We start from the raw sequence: 25,975 nt of genomic DNA on the forward strand, positions 1-25,975 counted from the left end.
ACGGTCCCGCACAATGAAAAAGCTGAATATCCTCATTCTCATGGTCGACCAGCTGAACGGCACGTTCTTTCCGGACGGCCCGGCCGAGTTCCTGCATGTCCCAAATCTGAGAAAACTTGCAGAACGTTCCGCACGTTTCGCCAACTGCTACACCGCGAGCCCGCTTTGTGCCCCGGCGCGCGCGTCGTTCATGTCAGGCCAGTTGCCGTTTCGAACTGGCGTCTATGACAATGCGGCGGAGTTTTCGTCTGAAATCCCGACCTATGCGCATCACCTTCGCAACGCTGGCTACCAGACGGCGCTTTCCGGCAAGATGCATTTCGTCGGGCCGGATCAGCTGCACGGTTTCGAGCAGCGCCTCACCACCGACATCTACCCAGCGGATTTCGGCTGGACGCCGGACTATCGCAAACCCGGTGAACGCATCGACTGGTGGTATCACAATCTCGGTTCGATCACCGGAGCGGGTTCTGCCGAAATCACCAATCAGCTCGAATATGACGATGAGGTTGCCTATCAGGCCGAAGCAAAGCTCTATGATCTTGCTCGCGGCCACGACCAGCGGCCATGGTGTCTGACAGTCAGCTTCACCCATCCCCACGATCCTTACGTAGCACGCAAGCGCTTCTTCGATCTCTATGAGGACATTCCCGAACTGGATCCCAAAATCGCGCCTCTGCCTGAAAGCGAGATCGACCCGCATACGCAACGCCTGCTGCGGGCCTGCAAGGCGGAGGATTACGACCTGACCCGCGAACAGGTTCGCACGGCACGTCAGGCCTATTTCGCCAATATCTCCTATGTGGATGAAAAGATCGGCGCCCTGCTCGATGTTATCGAGCGTTGCAGCATGGCGGATGACACGATTGTCGTCTTCACTTCCGATCACGGCGATATGCTCGGCGAACGCGGCCTGTGGTTCAAGATGAGCTTCTTCGATGGCTCCGCTCGCGTCCCGTTGATGATCGCGGCCCCGCAATTGCAGGCTGGTCGCGTGGACACGCCTGTTTCAACGCTCGACGTTCTGCCGACACTGGCCGACCTTGCCGGGATTGACCTCAAGGGCATCATGCCGTGGACCGACGGCGTTTCACTGACTGGTGTTGCTTCAGGTTCCGCCGAACGCGGCGCGGTTCCAATCGAATATGCAGCCGAAGGCACCATCGCGCCGATGGTCTCGCTGCGGGATGGTGACTGGAAACTCAACCTTTGCCGCGCCGACCCGCCGCAACTGTTCAACCTTGCCGATGATCCGGACGAGCTGCGCAATCTGGCGGGACTGCCGGAATTCAAAGCCGTTCTGGACGACCTTCTGGCCAAAGCTGAAACACGCTGGAATCTGGAACGCTACGATGCCGACCTCCGGGCCAGTCAGGCTCGTCGCCACGTCGTTTATCCGGCATTGCGCAACGGCGCCTATTATCCGTGGGACTACCAGCCGCTGCAAAAGGCATCCGAGCGCTATATGCGCAACCATATGGACCTGAACGTGCTGGAAGAAAACCAGCGCTTTCCGCGCTGATTAGCAAAGCGGGGCCTCACGGCCCCGCTTGCTCAAATTCTCACTGTTCGGAGAACTCCAGAACCGTGCCGCTGGCATTTTCCGGCAGCACGGCAATGCCCGCAGATGTATTCACGTGGGAAACCCCGTTGGCATCGAGAACGCTGCGCGCCTTGCCCAGCGAAGCGACCCGGATGCGCAGAACGGCGAAAGCCTTGCCCGGCGTCCGGGCAAAATCCACACCGGGATAGATTGCAGCGGCTTTCTCCTCACTCACAACCCATATGTCAGCCGAGCGCGTGCCGGTCGAAACCTTCCAGCCGCCATCCTGCGCCTCTGCCTTTCCGTCCGCGAACAGGCGCGCAAAGCCTTTGGCGGCGGCTTCCGGATCGGATGAAATGGCAACAATGGCGGAAAGGCCATTTGCACCATTTGCGTGTTCGATCAGTTCCGGCAGCCAGACTGTTTCGCGGGTCTTGTGCTGGCACATGAACACCATGCCCTGCGGCACTTCACTTTCCGAGAAAGACACCGTTTCAAAAGCCGCAACACCCTCGCCGCCGCCCGGCAGTTCTACGGGACGCTGAAACGCGCCAACCTCGCCGGTCTTGATGCCAAGTGCGCCCAGTTCCGCCTTGGCATCGCGTGCATTGTCGATGCGGCAGGCAATGGCATGAAAGCCTTCGCCCTGCGCTGCCAGTTTCTCACGCTGATGCAGATTGCCCGGCGTCTCGGCGACGATTCCGAGCAGCTCGAAATAATCTTCCGGAAACATGATGGTGTAGTTGCCGGTGCCCTTCTCCTTGCTGTGAAGGCCGCGCGGGCTCAGCGTAAATCCGAAGCGGAGATATTGCTCGGCACTTTTCTCAAGATCGCCGACCAGCAGGAAAATATGATCGACGCCTTTAACCGGATGAGACATGCAAAACTTCCTTTTATTTCTTAGTCGGAGCCAGAACGATCTCGTGGATCGTAACCTTGGGATTCATATTGGCAACATAGAGCGCGGTTTCAGCCATATCCTCGGGCTGGATGACATCATCCATGCGGGAGAGATCGAAGCCCGGACGACGCGCAAGAAGCGGCGTCGCCACCTCGCCGGGGCACAGCACGGTCGACCGGATGCCGTTCGGCCCTTCCTGCGCATTCAGGCTGGCGCTCAGATCGTTGAGCGCATGTTTGGACGCACCATAGGGAACGCCGCCGCCGGGAGACGAGAACCGCCCTGCCCATGACGATGTGTGGATCATCAACCCACCGCCCTGCGCGCGCATAGGCGTCAGGGCAGCCGCGATCACGTTGATCGCACCCTTGATGTTGATGTCGATGACATCGTCCCATGAATCGAAATCAATATCCGCCCAGCTACGGCGCGGAATATTGAGACCGGCATTGTTGCAGAGCACATCGATACGACCTGCCCATTCGACGATTGCCCCAACGGTCGCGGCCACGGCCTCACGGTCGAGAACATCGGCTGGAAATATCTGCGCCTCGCCGCCACTGGAGACGATTTCCTCGGCAATCGCGGCAAGCGCATCTGCCTTGCGGCCCGTCAGTGCGACGCGCCAGCCTTCATGCGCGAAACGCCGCGCCATGGCAGCGCCGATGCCGGACCCAGCACCGGTAATCCAGACAGCACCGCGGTCATTTTTACCCGAGTTTGCGTTCTGCTCGGGGGAATTCTGGCTCATCAACAAACTCCGTCGTAGAAAATCGACATTTATTAACGCAGGCTGGTCGAGAAATTTTACCAATTTTGCCCGACATATTAGTTTATCTTGACATTATCGCCACGGATTCTAGCATATCAATGCTTGCATACAAGAAAGACCCTCTGAGGTAGCATTCCGTTGCGATTTCAGGGGCTTGAACAATATTGGGACGTGCGGGAAAAGAGGCTGGAAAGCCCTCCCTCAACGTCCTTCAGGGGAACAGAGAATGCATATCAGAAAAGCTGGCCTTGGCCTGTTTCTTGCGGCGTTTTCGCTTGCGACGACGTCTTCGCACGCCGAAGAAGTGAAGCGCGGCGGCACTGTCATCGTCCATATGAACACCGAGCAGGGTGTGCTTAACCCTGCGCTGCGCGCCTCTACCGGCGTCTATCAGATCACCGGCCGCATCATGGAGCCGCTGATCGACCGCACCTATGAGGGCTATGTGCCGGTTCTGGCCACAAGCTGGTCGTCCTCGGAAGACGGCAAGGCCATCACCTTCAAGCTGCGCGAGAATGTGCGCTGGCATGACGGACAGCCTTTCAGTTGCGATGACGTTTCGTTCAGCGCGATGAACCTCTGGAAGAAACTCCTCAACTATTCGACCACGCTTCAGGCCAATCTCGAAGCTGTCGATTGCACTGATCCTTACACAGCAGTGTTCCGCTATTCCAAGCCGATGCCGCTGGAATTGCTCGTCGCAGCCATGCCTGATCTCGGCCATCCGGTGCCTAAGCATCTTTATGAAGGCACTGATATTCTCAAGAACAAGTACAACGCCGCGCCGGTGGGCACGGGACCGTTCAAGTTCGTCGAATATGAGCGCGGCCAGCACATCATTGCCGAGCGCAATGACGACTACTGGCGCGGCAAGGAATATCCTTATCTCGACCGCATCGTCTGGCGTTTCATGCCGGACAAGGCCGCCGCAGCCGCAGCGCTTGAAGCCGGTGAAATGATGGAAACCGCCTTCAACGGTATTTCCATGTCGGATACCGAGCGCCTCCAGAAGGATGGCCGCTTTGACACCGGCACCAAGGGTTTTGAGAACAACGTTGCCCACTCGACCATCGAGTTCAACCTGCGCAATCCGATCCTTGCCAATCTGAAGGTTCGTCAGGCGATCTATCACGCGCTCGACATCGATTTCGCGATCAAGACGATCATGCGCGGCTATGCCAAGCCGGGCCGTGGCCCAATCCCGAGCGCCGGTGGCGACAACTATACGGATCAGGTCCAGACTTACCCCTATGATGTTGAAAAGGCGAAGAAACTGCTCGACGAAGCCGGCTATCCGGTCAAGGAGAACGGCATTCGCTTCAAGCTGCGCCATCGCCCGGCGCCATGGGGTGAATATACGCAGCTCTGGGCCGAGTATTATGCTCAGGCGATGAAGGAAGTCGGCATCGACGTCGAAATTCTCACCAATGACGCACCGGGCTTCCTGAACGGCGTCTATCGCGATCATGACTTCGACACGGCAAGCGGCTGGCATCAGTTCCGCTCCGATCCGGCTGTCTCCACGACCGTCTGGCTGCGCTCCGGCGCTCCTGTCGGCACGGCATGGTCCAACCAGTTCGACTACAAGTCCGACGAAATGGACAGCCTGATCGACAAGGCCGCAAGCGAGCTCGATCCGGCCAAGCGCGCCGATCTCTACCATCAGATCCAGCAGCTTGAGATGAAGGACCTGCCGGTCATCTTCGCTATCGAACATCCGTTCGTCGGCGTGACTAACAAGGTCTTGAAGAACCACCACAACACGCCACGCTGGGATTCTTCAAGCTGGTACGATCTGTGGATCGATCAATAAGCAATACCAGCCGCTGCCGGTCATCCGGCAGCGGTTCCCCAGTTTCATGAATGCTGAAATGAATATCTTGCAGGATAACCCGCAATGCCCCTGCCCCCGATCCTGACTTTTGCGCTGCGGCGCATCTTGCAGGCGATCCCCGTCATTCTTCTCATCATGATCGGGTCATTCCTGCTGATCAAGCTCGCGCCCGGCGATACCGTGGACGCACTTGTCGGTGACATGGGCGGCGCAGATCCGCAATTCGTCGCCAATCTGCGCACCGAATACGGCCTTGACCAGCCGGTCTGGACACAGCTCTGGATTTACATGACCAAGCTCGCGCAGTTCGATTTCGGCTGGTCCTATGTCTACGAGCAGCCGGTGCTGGATGTGCTGATGGCCCGCCTCGTGCCGACCCTCCTGCTCATGGTTTCATCGCTTTCGGTGGCCTTCATTTTCGGCATTGCGCTTGGGGCTTTTGCGGCGCGCAAGGCATATTCCCTGACCGACAATGCAATTTCCACACTCGGTCTTGTTTTCTATGCCATGCCGAGCTTCTTTCTCAGCCTCATCTTGATGTTCATCTTTTCCGTCAAGCTCGGCTGGCTGCCGGTCGGCGGTTACAAGACGATTGCCGGGTTTTATACCGGCTGGAAGAATGTCTGGGATATTGCCGTGCACCTCGTCATGCCGACGACGGCGCTTTCGCTCATCTATCTTGCATTCTACATGCGCCTGATGCGCACCAGCGTGCTGGAAGTGGCCGACCTCGATTATGTTCGTACCGCACGAGCCAAGGGCGCCAGCGGTGCAAGGCTGATGTTCCATCACATCATGCGCAACGCCTTTCTGCCCGTCGTGACGCTGCTCGGATTGCAGTTCTCGACCGTGCTTGGCGGCTCCGTCGTGATCGAGACAATCTTCTCGTTGCCCGGCCTCGGTCAGCTTGCCTACACCTCCGTGATCAAGCGCGACCTCAACACGCTCATGGGCATCATCTTCCTGTGCTCGGTGCTGGTGGTGATCGTGAATTTCATCACCGATCTCATCTATGCGCGGCTTGATTCCAGGATCGAACTGTCATGACTTCACAGGACCTCTCCCTCACCCGCCCGCAGGTCTCGCGTACAAAAATTCTGTGGCAGCGTTTCAGCCGCAACCGCGCCGCCGTACTGGGCCTTATCCTCTTTGTCGCCGTGGTCCTGATTGCGCTGCTGGCCGATGTCATTACGCCCGGTGACCCGCTGCGGCGCGCTGGCGATCCGCTCGTCTGGCCATTCGTCAATGCTGCAACGCCGCTTGGCACCGATCAGCTCGGGCGCGATATCATGGCAGGCATCTTCCATGGCGCGCGCATCTCGTTGCTGATTGGCGTCGTCGCAACCTTGATCTCGATCATCATCGGCATCGTGATCGGCGCGCTCGCCGGCTATTATGGCGGCTGGGTGGATGACGTTTTGATGCGCATCACCGAAGCCTTCCAGACCGTTCCAAGCTTCGTTCTGCTTCTGACACTGGTGGCAATCTTCGGGTCATCGATCGAAAACATCATCATCTGCATCGGCATCGTGTCATGGACCGCGCCTGCCCGCATGGTGCGCGCCGAATTTCTGGCGCTGCGCAAGCGCGAATTCATTGATGCTGCGCGTAATCTCGGTGTTGGCAATGCCTCGATCATCTTTCGCGAAATCCTGCCGAATGCCCTTCCGCCGGTGATCGTCTTCGCATCGGTGGTGATGGCCACCTCCATCCTGATGGAAAGCGCTCTCGCCTTCCTTGGTCTCGGCGATCCGAACTATGCAAGCTGGGGCAACATGATCGGCCAGGGTCGCGCCGTGCTGCGCACCGACTGGTTCTGCTCGGTCATTCCCGGCATCGCCATTCTGCTCACCGTTCTTTCCTTCAGCTTGCTCGGCGAAGGCCTGAACGACGCGCTTAATCCGAGGCAGAAGAAATAATGACCGCCGCACCCGTTCTCGAAATCAAAAACCTGCAAATCGCGCTGCCGAAGGGCGCCGACCGTCCTTACGCCTTGCAGGACCTGACGCTGACCATCAATCCCGGTGAAATCGTCTGCCTCGTCGGCGAAAGCGGCTCCGGCAAGTCGCTTTCGGCAGGCGCGATCATGCGCCTTCTGCCGGAACCGCATGTGCGCGTAACCCACGGCACGATCAGGCTTGAAGGCACCGATCTCTATTCGCTGAGCGAAGCCGACATGAAGAGGCTGCGCGGCGACCGCATCGGCATGATCTTTCAGGAGCCGATGACCGCGCTCAACCCGCAGAAGACAGTCGGCTGGCAGATTGATGAAGTGTTGCGCCTGCACACGAAGCTCGGTCGCAAGGAGCGCCGCGCCGCCGTGCTCGACATGCTGGCAGAAGTGAAAATCCCCGACCCGGAATCTGCCTATAACGCCTATCCGCACCAGATTTCAGGCGGACAGCGCCAGCGTGTCATGATTGCCATGGCGCTGATCCTGAAACCGCGCCTCATCATCGCCGACGAGCCGACCACGGCGCTCGACGTGACCACGCAGGCACAAATCCTGAAACTGATCCGCGACCTGCAACGCGAACACGATACCGGCATTCTGTTCATCACGCATGATTTCGGCGTAGTGGCGGAAATTGCCGACCGCGTTGCCGTGCTGCGGCTTGGAGAACTGGTTGAGGAAGGTCCGGCAAATGAAGTGCTGAACCATCCGCAGCACGCTTACACAAAGGCGCTGATCGCATCGGTTCCAGCCCTCACTCCGCCCGAACCGAAGCCATCTGTGGATGCTCAGCCGGTCATCCTCAAGGCGAGCGCTTTACGCAAAACCTTCAAGGCGCGCGGCGGTTTGCTCACCGGCAAAAGAAGTGCCGTTCCTGCCGTCAAGGATCTTTCATTCGAGCTGCGTCAGGGCGAAACGCTCGGCGTTGTAGGCGAAAGCGGGTCGGGCAAGACAACCGTTTCGCGCATCGTCACCCGTCTGCTGGAAGCCGATAGCGGCAAGGTCGATGTGAATGGCAGGGATTTTCTGAGCGCCAGTCCGCGGGAAGTGCGGGCCATGCGCAAGGACATCCAGATGGTCTTTCAGGACCCGATGGCCTCGCTCAACCCGCGCCGCCGTGTCGTTGACCTGATTGCGCAGGGTCCGATTGTCCATGGCGTGCCGAAGGAACAGGCCCATGCGAAAGCGCGGGAATTGCTGGAACTGGTCGAACTATCGCCCGCTGCCGCCGACCGATTTCCGCATGAGTTCTCGGGCGGACAGCGCCAGCGTATAGGCATCGCCCGTGCACTCGCCTTGGAGCCGCGCATCATCGTCGCGGACGAACCGGTGTCGGCGCTCGATGTCTCGGTACAGGCGCAGGTTCTGCGTCTTCTTGCCGACCTCCGCGAACGTCTCAACCTGTCGCTGCTTTTCGTAACGCACGATTTGCGTGTCGCAGCCCAGCTCTGCGACCGCATCATCGTCATGTCGAAGGGCGAGATCGCCGAAGCAGGTCTGACAGCGCAAGTCTTCGCCAACCCGCAACATGAATATACACAGCGCCTGCTTGCCTCCATTCCTGGCAAGGGCTGGACGCCACCTCGTTTGGAAAATGCCTAGAGCCATGCAGAAGATAGTCTTTCCACCATCCATCTGGGCTGCCACCGCCCCTGCCCGCACACCTGCAAAGTCGCTGGCCAATGACGCGGAAGCCGATGTCGCCATCGTCGGTGGCGGCTTTACGGGACTTTCGGCAGCGCTCCATCTGGCCAAACGCGGCAAGCGCGTCATCCTTCTGGAAGGCAATGCTGTCGGCTGGGGCGCGTCTGGACGCAATAACGGTCAGGTCATCCCGACCATGACCTCGGCGGAACCCGATGCAATCGCCAAACGCTACGGCGCATCGGGTGAACGTTTTGCCAGACTGATCGGCAATAGTGCCGACATTCTTTTCTCCATCGTGCGTGATGAAAATATCGAAGCCGAGGCCGAGCAGAACGGCTGGTTTCAGCCCGCCCATTCGCCGGGCAGGGTGAAGCTTTCGCAAACCCGCGTGGATGCATGGAAGCGGTTCGGCTTTCCAGCAGAATTTCTTGACCGAGCGGCCACATCGCAATTGCTCGGCACTGATTTCTGGTATGGCGGCATGTTCAACCCGACCGGCGGCCATATCAATCCGCTGGCTTTCGCGCGCGGGCTTGCAGCCGCAGCCGAACGCCACGGCGCAATCATTCACGAGCAAAGCCCGGTCATCTCCTATGCCCAGGTGGGCGACCATTGGGAAGTCAAGACCGCCGGCGCCACAGTTCGCGCCAAGGGCTTTCTGCTCGCCACCAACGCCTATACCGGCGAGCTGCGCGAAGGGCTTGCCCCGCGCCTAGCCCGCACCATCGTGCCGGTACTCTCGTGGCAGATGGCGACCGCGCCCGTCAGCGATAATCTGCGGGCGACGATTTTGCCCGGACGGCAGGCGGTTTCCGATACGCGCGGCGATCTGCGCTTCTTCCGCTACGATGCCCGCAACCGGCTGATTACCGGCGGCGTGGTGATGGGGAATTTCAACATCGCCGAACGCGTCAAGCGCAAGACAGCGCGTAACATGGCGGAAGCTTTCCCCGCACTTGGCGAGCCGGAAATCACCCATGTGTGGAGCGGTTATATCGGCATGACATGGGATCGTTTCCCGCGCGTTCATCAGCTCGGCCCCAATGGCTGGGCATGGATCGGCTGCAACGGGCGCGGTGTTGCGCTTGGCACATCGCTCGGGCGTGAATTCGCACGGGCGCTCGATGGCGAGCCTGTGCAGGAGCTTGCCCTGCCCGTCTCGGAACCGGCACCACTGCCTTTTCATAAAGTCGCGCGGAAGATCGCGCCGTTCTATCTCGCATGGCTTCGGCGCAAGGATCTCTCCGAGCCCAATCTCTAACTCATCTCATTCAACGTTCATGTGAAAGGTCAGGTCCATGAATCAAATGTCAATTCTCGAACGTCGCCGCATTGAAGCGCTGGTTCTCAAGAACGTCTACGAAGTCATTCGCGAACGTTCCGGCGAAGAAGAAGCGCAGGCTGCAATCGGCGAAGCAGTCAGCCGCTCGGCCATCGAACAGGGCAAGAGCTTTGCCGATGAGTTGGGTCGCACGCCGACAATACAGGACTTTGCCGATATCCAGCCGCGATGGACGAAGGAAAACGCGCTGGAGATCGACGTGATTTCGCAGGGCGAAGATCATTTCGATTTCAACGTTACGCGCTGCCGTTATTCGGAAATGTACCGCGAGATGGGTCTTGGCCATATCGGTCACCTGCTGTCCTGCAATCGCGATGGCGATTTCTGCATCGGCTACAATCCCGAAATGAAGCTGGAACGCACGCAGACCATCATGAAGGGCGCAAGCCACTGCGATTTCCGCTACCGCCTCGACACGACTGAAGACAACACAAAAGGAGCCTGACATGCCGGTTGAAAACTGGACATCGAACCAGCTTGACGAACTCGTCGCGTTCCGTCGTGACCTGCACGAAAACCCCGAGCTGCTTTACGATGTGAACCGGACTGCCGAAAAAGTTGCCGAAGCGCTGCGCGCCGCTGGCGTCGATGAGGTCGTGACTGGTATCGGGCGCACCGGCGTCGTCGGCGTCATTCGTGGCCAGTCGAACCGCTCGGGTCGCGCCATCGGCCTGCGCGCCGACATGGACGCACTGCCGATCCTCGAAGAAACCGGCGCTGAATGGTCGTCAAAAGTGCCGGGCAAGATGCACGCCTGCGGCCATGATGGCCATACGACCATGCTTCTGGGCGCTGCCCGCGAGCTGGCGCAAAGCCGCGCTTTCGACGGCACAGTCATCGTGATTTTCCAGCCTGCCGAAGAAGGTGGCGCTGGCGCCAAGGCGATGATCGACGACGGTTTGTTCAAGCGCTGGCCGGTCAACGAAGTTTACGGCATGCACAACCGTCCAAACCTCGCAGTCGGTCATTTCACCATCAATTCCGGCCCGATCATGGGATCGGTCGATGTTCTGGACATCACCATTGAGGGTGTTGGCGGACATGCCGCTTCGCCGCACCAGACCATAGACCCCATTCCCGTCACCGCAGCGCTCATTCAGGCAATCCAGACGCTGACGGCACGCACCATCGACCCGCTGGATTCCGCGGTGATCTCGATCACCACCATTCAGGGTGGCGACGCGTTCAACGTCATTCCGCAGAAAATCCGGCTGACCGGCACGGTTCGTACGCTTCGCGAGGAAGTGCGTGACCATATCGAGGAGAAGCTTACCCGCGCCGTGCAGGGCATTGCCGATGCTTTCGGCGCCAAGGCCACGCTCGATTATCAGCGCAGCTATCCGGTCACCGTCAATCACGAGCGCGAAACGGAACTGGCGGCAATCGCTGCCGATGCAGTTGCAGGCGCCGACCGTGTGACGCGCGACATGCCGGCGACGCTGGGCGGTGAAGACTTTGCCTTCATGCTGAACGAAGTGCCGGGCGCGATGATCAATATCGGCAACGGCCCGAGTGCCAATCTCCATCACCCCAAATATGACTTCAACGACGATGTCATCTCCTGGGGTTGCTCATACTGGACCACGCTCGTACGCCATCGGCTGCCGATCGAGAATTGATAGCGACCTATATATGAACAGGGGCGGCACCTTTGGGAGCCGCCCTTTGTGTTTTGCGTAGAAAGCGAAGTTGCAGAACAATAAAACCTCTAGTTTATCTGAGCCGCTCGTAATATAACGCGCTCCCAATAAACCATCGCGGCTTTTCCCGATGGGAAAAGAGAATCCGGTTTGAGCGCATATTCCGAACGTCTCGGTTTCGGAAATGCGGGAAGCCAATGGTAGAGCGGGAAATCCATGAATATCGAGTCTGCCTTGAGCGACAGCGCCAATATTTTTGACCTTGCGCCAATTTCCCTGTGGCTTGAGGATTATAGCGGCCTGCGCAAGCAGTTCGAAGAATGGCGCGCGCTTGGCGTTACCGATCTCAAGGCATTCCTGCACGAAGACACGACCCGGCTTCGCATCTGCACCAGCCATATCCGGGTTTTGAAGGTCAACCGCAAGACGCTTTCGCTTTTCGAGGCGGACAGCGTCAGCCATCTGGTCGCCAATCTCGAGCGCGTGTTTCGCGACGACATGCTGGACCCGCATATCGACGAGATGGTCCAGCTCTGGAATGGCGGCAATGCCTTCTCAAGCGATACCATCAACTATTCGCTTGGCGGCAAGCGGCTCGACATACAGCTCAAGGGCGTCGTGCTTCCCAGCTATGAGCACACCTGGGAGCGGGTGCTGCTTTCCATCGAGGATGTTACCGCCCGCGAGGACGCCCGCCGCGAACAGGACCGCCACAAGCAGCACGCGCAGGGCCTTTTCGAACATTCGCCCGTGTCGCTTTGGGTCGAGGATTTCAGCCGCATCAAGCAATTGATGGACGATGTGCGCCAGCGCGGCATCGTTGATTTTCGGGTATTTACCGACGTGCATCCGGAATTCGTACGTCAGTGCATGAGCGAAATCCGGGTTCTCGAAGTCAACACCGAGACAACTGCCCTCTTCCTCGCATCCGACAAGAAGACGCTGCTGCAGAACCTGCCGCACATCTTCAAGGACGAGATGGAATCATCGTTCCGCGAACAGTTGATTGATCTGTGGAACGGTGTCCTGTTCCAGCGCCGCGAAGTAGTGAACTACGCGCTCGACGGCTCCGAAAGGCATGTGCTTCTGCAATTCTCCGTTCTGCCGGGACATGAGACGGACTGGTCTCTGGTGCAGATCGCGCTGACTGATATCACTGCGCGCAAAAAGGCAGAAGCCTATCTGGAATATCTGGGCAAACACGACGTTCTGACCAAGCTTCACAATCGCGCCTATTATGTCGACGAGCTTAACCGGCTTGAGCGGAAGGGCCATACGCCCGTTTCGGTCATCATCATCGATCTCAACGGCCTAAAGGCCGCCAATGACCAATGGGGGCATGCGACAGGCGATGGATTGCTGCGGCGCATCGGCGAAGTGCTGAATGAAGCGGTGAAGCAGCCGGGCCATGCGGCGCGCATCGGCGGCGACGAATTCGCAGTTGTGCTGCCTTATGTGGATGAGCGCGGCGCCGAGGCAATGGTCGATGACATTCAGCGGCTGGTCGAAATCAACAACCAGTATTATTCCCAGCTCAAGCTCAATCTTTCCATCGGCTCTGCAACCAGCATGCCGGGCGAAAAGCTGGAAACCGTTGCCAAGCGCGCCGATCTGCTGATGTATGAGAACAAGCGTCAGCAATATACGAGCGGCATGATCTAGTCATCAAATGCGATAATCGTTTTGCCGCGCGTCAGATCGGTAACGAGGCGGGATAGTTCATCCCGCATGGCAATGGGCATGGTGCCCGCGATCTCCACGCCGGTGCCGGTGAAGTTCTCTTGCGCTATGGTAAGATTTTCCACCGCTGTCAGACGGGCTTTCAGCAGCGCATGATCTGAAAAATCGCAGGCGAACTGAAATCCGACCAGCGGAATAACTTCTGTTTTCTCCGCCTGTCGCAGACAGGTTGCAGCCGTGCCGCCATAGGCGCGCATCAGGCCGCCGCTTCCCAGAAGAATGCCGCCAAACCAGCGCGTGACCACAACTGCAATATTATCGAGTTGCTGGCCGTCGATTGCCTGCAGGATCGGCTTTCCTGCCGTGCCACTCGGCTCGCCATCGTCGCTGAAACGGTAGTTCTGCCCCATGCGCCAGGCCCAGCAATTATGGCTTGCCGACAGGTCGGAATGCTCGCTCAAAAAGTCCTTCGCCGCCTGCTCGCTCGCCACAGGCGCAGCAATGGCCAGAAACCGACTTTTCTTGATCTCCTGACTATAGGTTTCGACGCGACTAATCGTGAACATGGCAATCCTGCAAAGATGATTTCGGGGCCTAGCATTTTCCATTGAGGATGACGACCCCTTCCAGCTTCCCCTGGCATTGCGCCCACTGGATATAGGGTATAAGGCAATTGAAAAATGAGCCCATATTTTTGAGCTCTGTTCTTGCATATCCAGATGAAAGGTCTTGCCGATGTTCGATTTGATCGTGAGAAACGCCAATCTCCCCGACGGTCGCGAGAAGCAGGACATTTTGGTCAAGGACGGCAAGATTGCCGATATCGTGCCCTCCAAGGAGGAACATCAGGCGGCGCAGGAAATTGATGCGACCGACCGGCTCGTAACCCCACCTTTCGTCGACCCGCATTTCCATATGGATGCGACCCTGTCGCTCGGCCTGCCGCGCCTCAATCGTTCCGGCACGCTACTGGAAGGTATCGCGCTGTGGGGCGAACTAAAGCCGATACTGACCGTTGAGGCCATGGTCGAGCGCGCGCTGCGTTATTGCGATCTGGCCGTTTCGCAGGGCCTGCTGGCAATCCGCAGCCATGTCGATGTCAGCGATCCGCGCCTCTTCACCGCTGAAGCGATGATCGAAGTGCGTGAGAAGGTGAAGCCTTACATCGACCTTCAGCTTGTAGCCTTCCCGCAGGACGGCTACTATCGTTCGCCGGGCGCGGTTGATCTCGTCAACCGCTCGCTCGATATGGGGCTCGATGTCGTCGGCGGCATTCCGCATTTTGAGCGCACCATGGCCGATGGCACAGCCTCGCTGGAAGAACTCTGCCGTATCGCCGCCGAACGCGGCCTGCCGGTCGATATCCATTGCGACGAAAGCGATGATCCGATGTCGCGCCATGTCGAAACGCTGGCCGCGCAGACCGTGCGTTTTGGCCTGCAGGGTCGCGTTTCCGGCTCGCATCTGACCTCCATGCATTCCATGGACAATTATTACGTCTCGAAGCTCATTCCGCTGATTGCGGAAGCAAAGATGAATGCCATTCCGAACCCGCTCATCAACATCACGCTTCAGGGCCGTGCGGACACCTATCCGAAGCGCCGCGGCATGACCCGCGTGCCGGAACTGATGGCTGCTGGCATCAATGTCGCCTTCGGCCATGACTGCGTGATGGACCCTTGGTATTCCATGGGTTCCGGCGACATGCTGGAAGTCGGCCACATGGCGATCCATGTCGCACAAATGACCTCCATCGAAGGCAAGAAGCAGGTTTTCGACGCGCTCACCGTCAATTCCGCCAAGGCGCTGGGCCTCGAAGGCTATGGCCTTGCAAAAGGCTGCAATGCCGACTTCGTGGTGCTGCAGGCACGCGACCCGATTGAAGCGCTGCGCCTCAAGGCAAACCGCCTCAAAGTCGTGAAGCGCGGCAAGGTCATCGCCGAAACCCCGCAGCGCATAAGCCGCCTCAACCTCGAAGGCCGTCCGTCTTCGGTTGACGGAGCAGACTACGCGCCAGTCGGCCAGCTTTAGAATCTTCTTGAATTAAAGGTGGTTTGGGCAATGATGGAAATCGTTGCTCAAGAAATCCGCACGTCAAAACGAAGCAACCGGCTGCGCGCACCCACGCGCCGAAAACACACATGAGGGGTCCCTGACCAAATGACAAAAATCATCAAAACACCGAACTTTACCCGTCGCGACATTCTCGCAATGTCTGCAGCACTGGGCGCAACGGCAATCACCACCCGCGTCTTCGCTGCCGATGAAAAGCTGAAAGTAGCAGGCATTCACGCCTCGCCAGTCGAAAACGCGTGGAATTCGCGTCTCCACGATGCACTGAAGCAGGCCAATGACGAAGGCGTCATCGAATATGTCTTCTCCGAAGGCGTTTCGGCGAGCGACTACCCCCGCGCCATGCGCGAATATGCCGAACAGGGCATCAAGCTGATCGTCGGCGAATCCTATGCCGTCGAACGCGAAGCGCGCCAGGTGGCAGGCGATTATCCGAAGACGGCTTTCGTCATGGGCTCCTCGGGCAAGCCGCAGGGCGACAATTTCGGTGTTTTCGGCACCTGGAACTTCGAGGCTGCCTATCTTGCAGGCATGCTGGCAGGCGCTATGAGCAAGTCCGGCACCTTCGGCTCGGTCGGTGCCGTGCCGATCCCGGAAGTCAACATGCTCATCAATGCCTTTCAGGACGGCGTGAAGGAAACCCGGCCTGACGCGAAGTTCATCGCGTCGTTCATCGGCACCTTCTTCGACCCGCCAAAAGCACGTGAAGCCGGTCTTGCCCAGATCGACTCTGGCGCGGACATCCTGTTCGGCGAGCGCATCGGCACGGCAGACGCCGCCAAGGAACGCGGCATCAAGGCCATCGGCTCGCTGATCGACTATACGCCGCGCTATCCCGATACGGTCTTTGCCAATGCGATCTGGAATTTCCGCCCGATCCTCAATGCGGCTATCGCCGACGTGAAGGCCAGCCAGGCAACCGGCAAGGATTACACGCCATTCAGCCTGATGAAGGAAGGCGGCAACGACATCATCTACGTCAAGGGCATTGCCCCTGCCGAAGCAGAAGCCAAGATGGAAGCCCGTCGTGTGGAACTGAAGGAAGGCAAGTTCGAGTACAAGCCGAACCCAGCCGAACCGAAGTAATCTCTCAGGACGGGCAAGCACATCGTGGCAATCGACATGAACCAGCAGGATGCAACCGCGCTCGCGCAGGCGATTGCGGAAGGAATCCTCAGTGCCGAACAGGCCATGGATGCCGCTCTCGACGCAGCAGAAAAATGGCGCCCATTGGGCGCCATTGCATATCTCGATCACGATCTGGGCCGTGCCGGTGCCATTGCATTCGATGCCGCGCCATCCAGGGCGGCTTTTGCGGGCGTTCCCTCCCTGTTCAAGGATCTGGGCGGCCCCTGTGCCGGTCTGCCGATCCGGCTCGGCTCACAGGCATTTCTCAATGCCTCAGCGCAGATGGATTCCGAACTCGGTCGCAGGCTGCGCGCAGCCGGACTCAACTTTTTTGGCACCTCCACCGTGCCAGAATTCGGCTTGGCGCTTGCGAGCGAGCCAGCGGGAGCCCCGCCTGCACGCCATCCCTTCGATGAAACGCTTTCACCCGGCGGGTCATCCGGCGGAGCGGCGGCAGCCGTCGCAGCCGGGATAGTCGCAATTGCGCACGCCACCGACGCTGGCGGCTCCATCCGTGTACCCGCCGCAACCTGCGGTCTTGTCGGCCTGAAACCAAGCCGTGGCGCCATGCCAGCGGGTCCGCATTTCGGCAATTATCTTGCAGGCATTGCGAGCGAATTTGCGCTCTGTCGCTCCGTCCGTGATGCGAAAGCGCTTCTGCCGCTTGTCGAAGGCAAAACAGAAGGCTTTCTGCCCGACCCGGCAATGCAGGCAGGTGATTTGCCGGAGCGCCTTCGTGTGGGCATCGTGACCGGCGATCTTGCAAACTATCCAATCACATCGGAGCGCCTGCAGGTTGTGGCCGATGCAGCGCATTTCATGGATGCACAAGGTCATACAATCCGTGAAATTCCGGCTTCGGAATTCAGCCCGCTGATCGCTTCCAGCGCACGCGCTTTCGACCGTATCATTTCCGTCAATCTCGCGGCTGCAATTGACTTTCTGGCGCTTGATGAAGACAGGCTTGAACCGCTTACCCGTGCGGTTGCGGAGCGCGGGCGGCGCATGGAAGCCACCGCGCTTTACCGCGCCATGAACGGAGCCGTCAGCACCGCACATATGCTCTGGCAGATTTTCCGCGACATCGACGTGCTGATTACGCCTATGCTCGCGCGCGGGCCGATGCCGCTCGGCTCCTTTCCCATGGATCAAGGCGATGTCGATGCGCATTGGCAGAAGATGAATGCCTTCGCGCCTTATGCGGCGCTAGCGAATATTTCCGGTTTCCCGGCGTTCTCCCTTCCCTTTGGAACCGACGCCAACGGCATGCCGGTCGCCTTGCAGCTCGTGGCGCCAATGGGCGCTGACCGGCGGCTTCTGAACCTTGGCCAGCGTCTGGAGGAGGATCAGCGCTGGCAGCACAGATTTCCCGTTGCGGGGTTGAACATATGACCACGACCGTTCTTGAACTGCAAAACATCACCAAGCGATTTGGCCAGCTTACCGCCAATGACGATATTTCGCTGAAGCTTGAGCGCGGCGAAATCCTCGCTTTTCTTGGCGAGAATGGTGCAGGCAAAACCACGCTGATGAACATCCTGTTCGGCCATTATGTGCCGGATGAGGGCCGCGTCTTCGTCAAGGGCGAGGAAATCCCGCAAGGCAAGCCGCGCGCTGCCATCGATGCGGGTGTGGGCATGGTGCACCAGCATTTCACGCTCGCGCCCAACCTCACAGTGCTTGAAAATATCATCACCGGCACTGAAAGCCTCTGGAAACTCAAATCGGCACATGGACCCGCGCGCACCAAGATTGCCGACATCGCCGGACGCTTTGGCCTGCAGGTTGATCCCGATGCACGGCTTGGCGATCTCTCGGTGGGCGAGCAACAGCGCGTGGAAATCCTGAAAGCGCTTTATAACGACGCCGACATTCTGATCCTCGACGAGCCGACCGCCGTTCTGACCACGCAGGAAGCCGAAAACCTGTTTGCGACACTGAAAGAAATGGCACGTCAGGGGCTTTCGCTGATCTTCATCTCGCACAAGCTGCATGAAGTCATGTCGGCAGCCGACCACGTTGTCGTCCTGCGCGGTGGAAAGCTTGTCGCTGAGCGCAAGGCTTCCGAAACTTCCAAGGAAGAACTCGCCGAACTGATGGTTGGCCGTCGCGTTTCGCGCCCTTCGCGTGCAGCAGCTACGCCCGGCGAAACCTTGCTGGAAGCAAAGAATGTAACGGTCGTGGAAGATGGTGCGACACGCCTCAGCGATCTCGACTTTCACCTCCGCGCAGGCGAAACGCTGGGCATCATTGGCGTGTCGGGCAATGGGCAGGCAGCACTCGGGCGTCTCGTTTCCGGCCTCAGCCAACCTGCGAGCGGCTCACTTGTCATGTTCGGGCAGGCAGTTACCAAATTCGATCCCCGCCGCTTTGTGGCGGAAGGTGTTGGCCGCATTCCGGAAGATCGCAATGCGGAAGGCGCAATCGGTGACCTGACACTTTGGGAAAATGCTGTGCTTGAACGCGTGCGCGATCCGCAGTTCTCCAATGGTCTTCTGGTCAACCGTACGGCCGCGCGTGAATTTACCGACCGCATCATCAAGGATTTCGATGTACGTGGCGGAACGCCCGACAGCCGCATTCGCCTGCTTTCCGGCGGGAACATGCAGAAGCTCATTCTGGGTCGTAATCTGGAAACCGCTCCACGTATCCTGATTGCGGCGCAGCCGACGCGCGGCCTTGATGAAGGTGCCGTTGCGGCCATCCATGCCCGCATTCTGGAAGCGCGCGCCAAGGGAGCCGCAGTACTGCTGATTTCGGAAGATCTGGATGAAATCATTGGCTTGGCGGATCGTGTTCAAGCGATTGTTAAAGGTCGCCTCTCCCCACCCATCGACGCGGAAGAAGCCGATGCACAAAGGCTGGGCCTGATGATGGCTGGCGAGTGGCAGACAAATACCAAGAAGGGGCTCAATTGATGCGTATTGAACGACGCGAAACACGGCCCATGGCTCTGGTGGCGACCGCACCTATTATCGCTGTCCTGACCGCATTCGTGCTTGCCGGTCTGCTGATCGCCGCTGCCGGTGCGCCGGTGTTGGAATCCTTCCGCCAGATAGCCATCGGCGCTTTCGGCAACAAGCTTTCGATCACCGAAACACTCACCCGCGCAACACCCCTGATGCTGACCGGCCTTGCCGCTGCCGTCGCCTTTCGCTCAAAACTCTGGAATATCGGCGCCGAAGGCCAGTTCTATATGGGGGCTCTTGCGGTCGTCGCCTGTGGCACGCAATTGCAGCTTCCAGCCGCTATTCTCATTCCGCTGCTGCTCGTGGTCGGTGCGATTGCAGGTATGATTTTCCTGCTTATTCCGCTCGGGCTTCGCCTGCGCTTCGGTGTCGATGAAGTGGTGACGACACTACTCTTGAACTTTGTTGCCGTGCTCATCGTCTCGATGATGATCGAAGGGCCGATGAAAGACCCCCTCGCCTTTGGCTGGCCGCAATCCGAGCCTGTGCCGGATGCAGCGATACTGCCGAAAATCATGGCGGGCATGCGACTGCACATTGGTATCGTCATCGCAATCGCTCTGGCGCTCATCATTGCCTATGTACAGAAGCGCACCGTCTTCGGGCTTGAAACCAAGGCTGCCGGTCTCAATCCGCAAGCCGCGCGCTTTGCAGGCGTTCCGCTTGGCAAGACGCTGGTGAAAGTCGCCTGCATTTCCGGTGGTCTTGCGGGCCTTGCAGGCGCAATACAGGTCATGGGCGTCAAGGGTTACGTCACAACTGACCTCTCACCGGGCTTCGGCTATTCCGGTATCATTGTCGCCATGTTGGCCAATTTGAATCCTATCGGCGCGATCTTCTCAGCGCTTTTTGCAGCCGCTATGTTTGTCGGCGCCGACGGCATGAGCCGCGCTATCGGCATTCCAAGCTTCATTGCCGATGTGACTGTGGCGCTGTCGCTTCTGACCATGCTGGTTGCTCTGTTCTTCACACAATACAGGATCGCCCGATGAACGAGTTGATGGATATCCTGCTCTCCGCAGGCCTCTGGGTCTCGGTCCTGCGCATTGCAACGCCGCTGATCTTCGGCACGCTCGGCGCACTTTATTGCGAACGGGCGGGTGTGCTTAATCTCGGCATTGAAGGCATCATGACCTTCGGCGCGATGATTGGCTGGCTGACGGTTTATAATGGCGCAGACCTCTGGATGGGCGTGCTTGCGGCAGCAGCATCGGGCGCCGTGTTCGGCCTGCTTCATGCAGCCCTCACCGTGCCGCTCGGCCTGTCGCAGCATGTTGTGGGCTTGGGCATCACATTATTTGCATCGAGCCTTAGCTATTTCCTGTTTCGTCTTCTGGTGCCGCTCTCTTCAACTCCGCCGACGATCACACCATTCCAGCCGGTCAATCCGTCCTGGCTTGCAGATATCCCGTTCGTCGGACAGGTGCTTGGCACGCAAACGGCGCTCACGTGGATCGCCATTCCTCTGGCACTGCTGCTTGGTTATGTGCTTTTCCGCACGCCGCTCGGCCTTGCGATCCGCATGACTGGCGAAAACCCACATGCAGCCGAAGCGCAGGGCATCAACCCGATCCGCGTGCGCATTTTCACAATCATGTTCGGCAGCGCGCTCATGGCTGTCGGCGGCGCGTTCCTTACGCTTTCCGCCTTCAATTCGTTCTTCCCGACGATGATGCAGGGGCGCGGCTGGGTCTGTATTGCGCTCGTCGTCTTCGCGTCATGGAAGCCTGCACGCGCACTTCTGGGTGCGCTGCTGTTCGCGCTGTTCGATGCTTTCCAGCTCCGCTTGCAAACGGTTTACGGTAAGGTCGTGCCTTACCAGCTTTTCCTGATGATCCCTTATATCATGTCGATTGTGGCGCTGATCGTCATGGCGCGGCGTGCACGTGTTCCGCAGGCGCTGATGCAGCCTTATCGTCGCGGAGAGCGTTGACAACATAACCGGCAGCAAGGCAGGCGACGGCGAATACGGCCAGCCCGCCGAGGAAGTCGCTCAAATGGTGTCCGCCGTGTAAAAGCAAAGCGGGCACCATCAGTATATTCAGGGCCAATACGGGCAAACGCAGCCACACGATCTGCCATGTGAAGAACACCGACATGACCGCCATTACGGTATGGAATGATGGAAAGCCTATGAGGCCGAGCACATTGGCTGGCGATAGATAGTCGACACCTTGTATCGAAAGACGAACAAGTTCTGCGGCATAGGTCGGGCCAACGGGAAGACCAAGCTTTGCCTCGACGTTCGCGGGCAGTGTCGAGACGGCGGATGCTCCGAATGACGGGAAAAACGCCCATATCGCCATGCAGACTAGCGCGCCAATCATTCCGGTGATGAGAAAATGCGCGAGCTTGCGGGATTGTCCGGTAAAGCCGAGCAGAAGCACCACGATGACCAGTTGCGGCAGAGACGTGAAATAAACGATCTTCAGAAGCTTCGCAAAGCCGGGCCGTTCGGAAAAGAACAGGACCAGACTTGGCCAGTGATAGCCCATCAGATGGTCAACACTCACCCAGAAATCGTCAATTCGCGGGAAATGGATCGGCAGCAACATATAGTTGAATACCGAACCGACCAGAGTGAACAATACGAAGCCCGCCGTCAGAATGAGCGTTTCCGAAATGCGCGCATCATGTCTGACCAGACGATAGAACAGGCCAAGCATGATCGTTCCGAGACCGATCATCCCGATCATCCCGTAGCCTGTCCAGTCTACGCGAATGCCCTTCGCGGCAATCAGAAGAATGTCGATTGCGCCCAACGCACCAACGACAGTCAGAACAAATCGCTCATAACGCGAGAATATCATCAGCGCCCCCAATTGATCTCATAATCGACCAAAGAGCTGAAGTTCACGTTAAACGTGCAAACAAAAACGGCGCCCGAAGGCGCCGTTTTCTTTTATGTTGTCGAACTTATGCAGCGCTGGACTTGCCGCTCTTTTCAAAGCGCTTGCGCTCATTCGGGTCGAGGTAGAGCTTGCGAAGACGGATCGACTTCGGCGTCACTTCAACCAGCTCGTCGTCCTGAATCCACGACAGGGCGCGTTCCAGCGTCATCTTGATCGGCGGCGTCAGCTTCACGGCTTCGTCCTTGCCCGAGGCGCGAACGTTCGTGAGCTTCTTGCCCTTCAAGACATTCACTTCAAGATCATTGTCACGGCTGTGGATGCCGATCAGCATGCCCTGATAAACCTTGACGCCTGCGTCGATAATCATCGGGCCGCGATCTTCAAGGTTGAACAATGCGTAAGCAACAGCTTCACCCTGATCGTTGGAGATCAGAACGCCGTTATTGCGGCCAGCAATTTCGCCCTTGTACGGTTGATAGTCGTGGAACAGGCGGTTCATGATCGCCGTGCCGCGCGTATCGGTCAGGAGTTCCGACTGATAGCCGATAAGGCCACGGGTCGGCGCATAGAACACCATGCGAACGCGGTTGCCGCCCGAAGGACGCAGTTCGACCATTTCGGCCTTGCGTTCGGACATCTTCTGCACAACCGTGCCGGAATATTCTTCATCGACGTCGATGACGACTTCTTCCACCGGCTCCAGCTTTTCGCCGTTCTCGCCGTCCTTCATGACGACGCGCGGACGCGAAACGCCAAGCTCAAAGCCCTCGCGGCGCATGTTTTCGATCAGAACTGCAAGCTGCAATTCGCCACGACCGGAAACGAAGAACGAATCCTTTTCGGTCGATTCCTCGATCTTGAGCGCAACGTTACCTTCAGCTTCCTTGAGCAGACGGTCACGAATAACGCGGCTCGTCACCTTGTCGCCTTCGGTGCCCGCATAAGGGCTGTCATTGACGATGAAGGACATGGTCACGGTCGGCGGATCGATTGGCTGCGCGGCGAGCGGCTCGCTTACCGAAGGATCGCAGAAGGTGTCGGCAACAGTGCCCTTGGAAAGACCGGCGATAGCGACGATGTCGCCTGCATGGGCTTCGTCAATAGCCTGACGCTCGATGCCGCGGAAAGCGAGGATCTTCGAGATACGGCCATTTTCGAGCAGCGAACCATCCTGACCGAGAACCTTGACGGCCTGGTTCGGCTTGATCGAGCCGGAATGGATACGACCGGTGATGATGCGGCCCAGGAACGGATCGGCTTCGAGGATCGTACCGATCATACGGAACGGACCTTCAGCAACCTTTGGCGCAGGCACGTGCTTCAACACGAGGTCGAACAGCGGAGCCAGACCTTCGTCCTGCGGACCTTCCGGGTTCAGCGCCATCCAGCCGTTACGGCCTGAACCGTAAAGGATCGGGAAGTCGAGCTGTTCGTCGGTCGCGTCGAGATTGGCGAAGAGGTCGAACACTTCGTTGATGACTTCTTCATGACGGCCATCCGGACGGTCGATCTTGTTGATCGCAACGATCGGACGCAGGCCGACTTTCAGCGCCTTGCCAACGACGAATTTCGTCTGTGGCATCGGGCCTTCGGCAGCGTCAACGAGAACGATAGCGCCGTCCACCATCGAAAGGATACGCTCAACCTCACCGCCAAAGTCGGCGTGGCCCGGCGTGTCGACGATGTTGATACGCGTGTTTTTCCAGACAACCGAAGTGGCCTTCGCGAGAATGGTGATCCCGCGTTCCTTTTCGATGTCGTTGGAATCCATCATGCGCTCTGCGACGCGCTGGTTGTCGCGGAACGAGCCGGACTGCTTCAGGAGTTCATCGACCAGAGTGGTTTTGCCATGATCGACGTGTGCGATAATAGCGATATTACGCAATTCCATATGGAGATCACTTCTATATGAGTTGGGAGCCGCGCCAACAGACCCGCGCGGAAAAACAATGCGGCGCTCTTACAGGTTTTTTTGCATTTTAGAAAGGGGCAGCGCGAAACTGCCCCTCAATTAACCCGAAAAACCCGAATTTCATTGCATTTTTACACTGTCATTCTGACAGTTTTTTGAATTCTTTTCGGGCATGTCGTTATCGAAAAACCGGTTTCCACTTTTTCGCGACATGCCTGAGCCTTATAAAAGCGTGCCTGACAAAATGACCAGCGCGACGCTGAAATAGATCACAAGACCGGTCACATCGACCAGAGTTGCAACGAAAGGCGCCGATGCGCTGGCCGGATCGAATCCGAGCCTTTGCAGTATGAAAGGCAGCATGGAGCCTGTCAGCGAGCCGAAAGTCACGATACAGACCAGCGCCATACCGACGGTCGCGGCCACCAGAATCCAGTGTTCGCCATAGTCGTATATGCCGAGCGTCTGCCAGATGGCGATGCGAATGATGCCAATGACACCGAGGAAGCTGCCAAGGGCCAACCCCGTTGGCAATTCGCGCAGGGCGACACGCCACCAGTCCTTGAGCTTGATTTCCTGCAAGGCCAGCGCGCGGATAATCAGCGACGTCGCCTGCGAACCGGAATTACCGCCGGATGACATGATGAGCGGGATAAACAGCGTCAGCACCAGAGCCTTTTCAAGCTCCAGCTCGAAATGCTGCATCGCGCTCGCGGTCAGCATCTCGCCCAGGAAAAGGATACCAAGCCAGCCGGCGCGCTTCTTCAGCATCTCGCCGAATCCAATGCGCATATAAGGCCGGTCCAGAGCCTCCATACCGCCGAAACGATACGCGTCCTCGCTTGCCTCTTCCGTCATGGCGTCGAGCACGTCGTCGACAGTCACAATGCCGATGATGTGGCGGCTTTCGTCCACGACAGGCACGGCCAGAAGATCGTGCTTGCGGAACAGGCGCGCCACTTCCTCACGGCTGGCGAGAGGCGAAATGGTGATTGGCTCTTCGTCGCGGACAATGGACAGAATCGGTTCGTCCGGCTGGCGGATGATGAGGCGGCGCAAGCTGACCACACCCAACAGGACACGGCTGGCCGGATCGACCACATAGATCGCATAAACCGTCTCGCGCGTGCGTTCGACCTTGCGGATATGTTCCAGCGTCTGGCCAACATTCCAGTTGGAAGGCACGGCAATAAATTCGATGGTCATGAGCGATCCCGCCGTATTCGGCGGATAGCCCATCAGTTTCTTCAGCGCGACCTTGGTTTCAGGTGCGAGAACGGGAAACAGGCGTGCACGATCATCGTCTTCCAGTTCCTGAAAAACGTCGGTTGCACGGTCGGCCGACATGCCGTCGAGCAGAAGGCTTGCTAGGCCGGGCGGGAGGGTAGCGATGATTTCGGTAGCACGGTGCAGTTCCGGCTGGTCGAGCAGACGGATGGCATCTTCGTGCGAAAGCTGCGCGATGACGGCGACTGCATCATCTGCATCAAGTTCGTTAACGAGTTCCACTGCGTCGCCGGTACGCATGTCCGCAATGCGGCTTGCGATGGCAGCAGCAGGGAGGTCGGCAACATTGAGTACTTCCGGGAAGAAGTTGTTGTCGGTCATGAGCTTGCCTTTCTGTCGATCCGCCGTCGAAGGCAGACCGTGCAAGCCGACCGCGAGCGATCAGATCACGAACTGCCTTGACGGCTGAAACAATCGACTGTGACTGTCGCTGGGCATAAG

The 25,975-nt window shown here is 58.3% G+C and carries 21 protein-coding genes; 15 read left to right on the top strand and 6 right to left on the bottom strand.

Translation table 11 applies throughout. From position 1 onward, the window contains the following. The first annotated feature begins 13 nt into the window (after positions 1 to 13). The gene (gene betC, locus F9K91_RS16250) at positions 14 to 1,522 is read left to right on the top strand and encodes a choline-sulfatase (RefSeq protein ID WP_151678213.1); all 1,509 of its coding nucleotides are present in this window, start codon (positions 14 to 16) and stop codon (positions 1,520 to 1,522) included. A 40-nt stretch (positions 1,523 to 1,562) separates the two neighbouring features. On the opposite strand, the gene F9K91_RS16255 is transcribed toward betC, so the two are convergent. Beyond that, complete coding sequence (locus F9K91_RS16255; protein ID WP_151678214.1) at positions 1,563 to 2,423, bottom strand: VOC family protein; 861 nt, start codon at positions 2,421 to 2,423, stop codon at positions 1,563 to 1,565. A 13-nt stretch (positions 2,424 to 2,436) separates the two neighbouring features. Beyond that, on the bottom strand, positions 2,437 to 3,195 hold the full coding sequence (locus F9K91_RS16260; protein ID WP_151678215.1) for an SDR family oxidoreductase: 759 nt from the start codon (positions 3,193 to 3,195) through the stop codon (positions 2,437 to 2,439). 247 nt (positions 3,196 to 3,442) lie between these two features. On the opposite strand from F9K91_RS16260, the gene F9K91_RS16265 reads away from it, so the two are divergent. The 8 genes from F9K91_RS16265 (at position 3,443) to F9K91_RS16300 (ending at position 13,295) form a co-directional block, all read left to right on the top strand. Next, entirely contained in the window at positions 3,443 to 5,029 is a 1,587-nt protein-coding gene (locus tag F9K91_RS16265; protein WP_151556617.1) for an ABC transporter substrate-binding protein, read from the top strand. Positions 5,030 to 5,113: 84 nt separating this feature from the next. Beyond that, complete coding sequence (locus F9K91_RS16270; RefSeq protein WP_151556616.1) at positions 5,114 to 6,097, top strand: ABC transporter permease; 984 nt, start codon at positions 5,114 to 5,116, stop codon at positions 6,095 to 6,097. Next, positions 6,094 to 6,969: an ABC transporter permease gene (locus F9K91_RS16275; RefSeq protein ID WP_151651619.1), complete on the top strand. Its 876-nt coding sequence runs from the start codon at positions 6,094 to 6,096 to the stop codon at positions 6,967 to 6,969. Before F9K91_RS16270 ends, F9K91_RS16275 begins: the two co-directional genes overlap by 4 nt. Continuing rightward, entirely contained in the window at positions 6,969 to 8,606 is a 1,638-nt protein-coding gene (locus F9K91_RS16280; protein WP_151678216.1) for an ABC transporter ATP-binding protein, read from the top strand. Before F9K91_RS16275 ends, F9K91_RS16280 begins: the two co-directional genes overlap by 1 nt. Before the next feature lie 4 nt (positions 8,607 to 8,610). Then, entirely contained in the window at positions 8,611 to 9,912 is a 1,302-nt protein-coding gene (locus F9K91_RS16285; protein WP_151678217.1) for an NAD(P)/FAD-dependent oxidoreductase, read from the top strand. Positions 9,913 to 9,949: 37 nt separating this feature from the next. Continuing rightward, a complete protein-coding gene (locus tag F9K91_RS16290) occupies positions 9,950 to 10,438 on the top strand; it encodes an L-2-amino-thiazoline-4-carboxylic acid hydrolase (RefSeq protein WP_151678218.1) in 489 nt (162 codons plus the stop codon). A 1-nt stretch (position 10,439) separates the two neighbouring features. Beyond that, positions 10,440 to 11,612, top strand: a complete 1,173-nt coding sequence (locus tag F9K91_RS16295; RefSeq protein WP_151678219.1) for a M20 aminoacylase family protein — start codon at positions 10,440 to 10,442, stop codon at positions 11,610 to 11,612. A 237-nt stretch (positions 11,613 to 11,849) separates the two neighbouring features. Then, entirely contained in the window at positions 11,850 to 13,295 is a 1,446-nt protein-coding gene (locus F9K91_RS16300; RefSeq protein WP_151678220.1) for a sensor domain-containing diguanylate cyclase, read from the top strand. On the opposite strand, the gene F9K91_RS16305 is transcribed toward F9K91_RS16300, so the two are convergent. Continuing rightward, the gene (locus F9K91_RS16305; RefSeq protein ID WP_151558584.1) at positions 13,292 to 13,879 is read right to left on the bottom strand and encodes an IMPACT family protein; all 588 of its coding nucleotides are present in this window, start codon (positions 13,877 to 13,879) and stop codon (positions 13,292 to 13,294) included. The genes F9K91_RS16300 and F9K91_RS16305 overlap by 4 nt on opposite strands. Positions 13,880 to 14,048: 169 nt before the next feature. Here F9K91_RS16305 and F9K91_RS16310 point away from each other — a divergent pair, with 169 nt between their 5' ends. The 6 genes from F9K91_RS16310 to F9K91_RS16335 all read left to right on the top strand — a co-directional run bounded on the left by F9K91_RS16310 (position 14,049) and on the right by F9K91_RS16335 (position 21,416). After that, positions 14,049 to 15,344, top strand: a complete 1,296-nt coding sequence (locus F9K91_RS16310; RefSeq protein WP_151678221.1) for an amidohydrolase family protein — start codon at positions 14,049 to 14,051, stop codon at positions 15,342 to 15,344. Between the two features lie 129 nt (positions 15,345 to 15,473). Further along, positions 15,474 to 16,472 (top strand): BMP family protein, encoded by a 999-nt coding sequence (locus tag F9K91_RS16315; protein WP_061347747.1) that lies wholly within the window; start codon positions 15,474 to 15,476, stop codon positions 16,470 to 16,472. Positions 16,473 to 16,508: 36 nt separating this feature from the next. Beyond that, positions 16,509 to 17,906: an amidase gene (locus F9K91_RS16320; protein WP_151678247.1), complete on the top strand. Its 1,398-nt coding sequence runs from the start codon at positions 16,509 to 16,511 to the stop codon at positions 17,904 to 17,906. Continuing rightward, positions 17,903 to 19,432, top strand: coding sequence for an ABC transporter ATP-binding protein (locus F9K91_RS16325; protein ID WP_151678222.1), 1,530 nt, complete (start codon positions 17,903 to 17,905; stop codon positions 19,430 to 19,432). Before F9K91_RS16320 ends, F9K91_RS16325 begins: the two co-directional genes overlap by 4 nt. Continuing rightward, positions 19,432 to 20,475: an ABC transporter permease gene (locus F9K91_RS16330; RefSeq protein ID WP_151678223.1), complete on the top strand. Its 1,044-nt coding sequence runs from the start codon at positions 19,432 to 19,434 to the stop codon at positions 20,473 to 20,475. The genes F9K91_RS16325 and F9K91_RS16330 overlap by 1 nt, the downstream gene beginning before the upstream one ends. Beyond that, positions 20,472 to 21,416, top strand: coding sequence for an ABC transporter permease (locus F9K91_RS16335; RefSeq protein ID WP_151558574.1), 945 nt, complete (start codon positions 20,472 to 20,474; stop codon positions 21,414 to 21,416). The genes F9K91_RS16330 and F9K91_RS16335 overlap by 4 nt, the downstream gene beginning before the upstream one ends. Here the strand turns inward: F9K91_RS16335 and F9K91_RS16340 are convergent. From F9K91_RS16340 to mgtE, 3 genes are all read right to left on the bottom strand, one after another. Beyond that, positions 21,352 to 22,293, bottom strand: coding sequence for a phosphatase PAP2 family protein (locus F9K91_RS16340; RefSeq protein WP_151678224.1), 942 nt, complete (start codon positions 22,291 to 22,293; stop codon positions 21,352 to 21,354). The two genes, F9K91_RS16335 and F9K91_RS16340, sit on opposite strands and share 65 nt — an antisense overlap. A 106-nt stretch (positions 22,294 to 22,399) precedes the next feature. Next, on the bottom strand, positions 22,400 to 24,226 hold the full coding sequence (typA, locus tag F9K91_RS16345) for a translational GTPase TypA (RefSeq protein ID WP_071630947.1): 1,827 nt from the start codon (positions 24,224 to 24,226) through the stop codon (positions 22,400 to 22,402). Positions 24,227 to 24,469: 243 nt separating this feature from the next. Next, positions 24,470 to 25,855, bottom strand: a complete 1,386-nt coding sequence (gene mgtE / locus F9K91_RS16350) for a magnesium transporter (RefSeq protein WP_151678225.1) — start codon at positions 25,853 to 25,855, stop codon at positions 24,470 to 24,472. Between the last annotated feature and the right edge of the window lie 120 nt (positions 25,856 to 25,975).

It is taken from the genome of Brucella tritici, from assembly GCF_008932295.1.
In the GTDB taxonomy this organism is placed as follows: Bacteria; Pseudomonadota; Alphaproteobacteria; order Rhizobiales; family Rhizobiaceae; genus Brucella; species Brucella tritici.

Coding starts and splice junctions, on each gene's coding strand:
- betC (WP_151678213.1), top strand. CDS start 14: ATGAAAAAGCTGAATATCCTCATTCTCATGGTCGACCAGCTGAACGGC.
- F9K91_RS16290 (WP_151678218.1), top strand. CDS start 9,950: ATGAATCAAATGTCAATTCTCGAACGTCGCCGCATTGAAGCGCTGGTT.
- mgtE (WP_151678225.1), bottom strand. CDS start 25,855: ATGACCGACAACAACTTCTTCCCGGAAGTACTCAATGTTGCCGACCTC.
- F9K91_RS16305 (WP_151558584.1), bottom strand. CDS start 13,879: ATGTTCACGATTAGTCGCGTCGAAACCTATAGTCAGGAGATCAAGAAA.
- F9K91_RS16260 (WP_151678215.1), bottom strand. CDS start 3,195: ATGAGCCAGAATTCCCCCGAGCAGAACGCAAACTCGGGTAAAAATGAC.
- F9K91_RS16330 (WP_151678223.1), top strand. CDS start 19,432: ATGCGTATTGAACGACGCGAAACACGGCCCATGGCTCTGGTGGCGACC.
- F9K91_RS16285 (WP_151678217.1), top strand. CDS start 8,611: ATGCAGAAGATAGTCTTTCCACCATCCATCTGGGCTGCCACCGCCCCT.
- F9K91_RS16300 (WP_151678220.1), top strand. CDS start 11,850: ATGAATATCGAGTCTGCCTTGAGCGACAGCGCCAATATTTTTGACCTT.
- F9K91_RS16325 (WP_151678222.1), top strand. CDS start 17,903: ATGACCACGACCGTTCTTGAACTGCAAAACATCACCAAGCGATTTGGC.
- F9K91_RS16310 (WP_151678221.1), top strand. CDS start 14,049: ATGTTCGATTTGATCGTGAGAAACGCCAATCTCCCCGACGGTCGCGAG.
- F9K91_RS16255 (WP_151678214.1), bottom strand. CDS start 2,423: ATGTCTCATCCGGTTAAAGGCGTCGATCATATTTTCCTGCTGGTCGGC.
- F9K91_RS16265 (WP_151556617.1), top strand. CDS start 3,443: ATGCATATCAGAAAAGCTGGCCTTGGCCTGTTTCTTGCGGCGTTTTCG.
- F9K91_RS16315 (WP_061347747.1), top strand. CDS start 15,474: ATGACAAAAATCATCAAAACACCGAACTTTACCCGTCGCGACATTCTC.
- typA (WP_071630947.1), bottom strand. CDS start 24,226: ATGGAATTGCGTAATATCGCTATTATCGCACACGTCGATCATGGCAAA.
- F9K91_RS16275 (WP_151651619.1), top strand. CDS start 6,094: ATGACTTCACAGGACCTCTCCCTCACCCGCCCGCAGGTCTCGCGTACA.
- F9K91_RS16295 (WP_151678219.1), top strand. CDS start 10,440: ATGCCGGTTGAAAACTGGACATCGAACCAGCTTGACGAACTCGTCGCG.
- F9K91_RS16280 (WP_151678216.1), top strand. CDS start 6,969: ATGACCGCCGCACCCGTTCTCGAAATCAAAAACCTGCAAATCGCGCTG.
- F9K91_RS16270 (WP_151556616.1), top strand. CDS start 5,114: ATGCCCCTGCCCCCGATCCTGACTTTTGCGCTGCGGCGCATCTTGCAG.
- F9K91_RS16340 (WP_151678224.1), bottom strand. CDS start 22,293: ATGATATTCTCGCGTTATGAGCGATTTGTTCTGACTGTCGTTGGTGCG.
- F9K91_RS16335 (WP_151558574.1), top strand. CDS start 20,472: ATGAACGAGTTGATGGATATCCTGCTCTCCGCAGGCCTCTGGGTCTCG.
- F9K91_RS16320 (WP_151678247.1), top strand. CDS start 16,509: ATGAACCAGCAGGATGCAACCGCGCTCGCGCAGGCGATTGCGGAAGGA.